The following is a 1680-nucleotide window of genomic DNA, read 5'->3' as shown; positions in this document are numbered from 1 at the left end:
GTTTAGAATAAAAAAACGCCATACTTGAAAGTATAATGTAAGTAATTAGCCAACCACGGGGCTTCTTTTGCCTTTTTCTCCGCTTGGTAAATTTCTTAATGTTTATACGGAAGGTGTCATTCCAGCGCGTGACGCTGGAATCCCAAAAAAAGGATGATGTCATCCGAGTAGCTGACACTGGGATGACAAAAAAAGGAGCACTGGGATGACATCATAGGGGCGCTGGCCTGACAATCGTCATTCCGCTGCGTGTTAGCGGGATCTAGAGATACCGTGACGGTATGACAAGGGAGAACAGTTGTATTCCTGCACAATTTATTCTCATGACAAAAACGTCTTAACTTTCTCTCTACTTTTTCTGGGTAAGGTCAATTTTGTGAAAAAATGGATTGAATTATAGGCAGATTTGGCTATTATTTGTAATACATGGGTATTAGGTAAAATGTTTAAATTTGATCCTTTATTATTAGCTCGAATTCAGTTTGCCTTCACAATAGGCTTTCACATTATATTTCCTGCTTTCACGATCGGGCTTGCAAGTTTTCTAGCCTTTTTGGAATGGTGTTGGCTTAAGACTGGTGATACACGTTTCCGTGATGTTTATAAATTCTGGATCAAGATTTTTGCCGTTGCTTTTGGCATGGGAGTGGTATCTGGAGTTGTAATGTCATATCAACTTGGTACCAATTGGTCGATTTTTTCTGACCGCATAGCCAATGTTCTCGGCCCTCTATTTTCCTTTGAGGTTTTAACAGCCTTTTTTCTGGAGGCATCTTTTTTGAGTATTATGCTATTTGGATGGAATAGAGTAAGTTCTCGTATGCACTTTGCTTCTACTTGTATTGTTGCAGTGGGAAAGCTTATTTCAGCTTTTTGGATTATTGCGGCCAACAGTTGGATGCAAACACCCGCTGGATTCACGATTGGTGAGAATGGTCTCCTATATCCAAACAATTGGTTAGAGATTATTTTTAATCCTTCTTTCCCTTATCGCTTTATTCATATGGTAACAGCAGCCTATCTTACAACAGCTTTTGTGGTTGGTGGTGTAGGAGCATTTTATCTTTGGAGAAAACGACATGCTCCTCAAGCAAGAATTATGCTTGGTATGGTAACCATTATGGTAGCTTTAGCTGCACCATTTCAGCTGTTCATGGGAGATAGGCATGGATTAAATACACTAAAGCATCAACCTGCTAAGATTGCTGCAATGGAAGGTATATGGGGAACCGAAAAAGGGGCTGGCTTACTTTTATTTGCTTATCCGGATTAGCAAAATGAAATTAATCACTACGAGATAAAAATTCCTAATCTTGCCAGCTTGATCTTAACACATGATTTTTTAGGAGAAGTAAAAGGATTAAAGGAATGGAAAAAAGAAGATAGACCACCTGTAGTATGGGTATTCTGGTCCTTCCGTATAATGGTTGGAGTTGGAATTTTAATGATCATAATTGGGTCAGTAAGTGTTATACAGTATCTTCGTGGCAAATTATTCCAAAGTTGTTTCTTACATGGATGGTGGATATCAATGATGCCGTCTGGGTTCATAGCGTTACTTGCAGGTTGGTTTACTACTGAAATTGGCCGTCAACCTTACACTGTATATGGAATCATACGCGTCAAGTTAAGAGATTGTGAGCAAATTTAGAGAGGTTAAAGTGGATACTCTAGCCCTTC

Annotated in this window: 1 pseudogene; it reads left to right on the top strand. The window is 39.2% G+C overall.

Going from position 1 to position 1680, the window contains the following annotated elements:
• Positions 1 to 442: 442 nt before the first annotated feature.
• A pseudogene (locus tag OZD68_RS06075) lies at positions 443 to 1621 on the top strand (cytochrome ubiquinol oxidase subunit I); the annotation flags it as partial.
• Positions 1622 to 1680 lie beyond the last annotated feature (59 nt).

This window comes from Wolbachia endosymbiont of Drosophila bicornuta, assembly GCF_028982105.1.
GTDB lineage: Bacteria > Pseudomonadota > Alphaproteobacteria > Rickettsiales > Anaplasmataceae > Wolbachia > Wolbachia pipientis.
The sequence above is the reverse complement of the archived record's forward strand: the minus strand, read 5'-3'. Positions and strand labels throughout refer to the sequence as shown.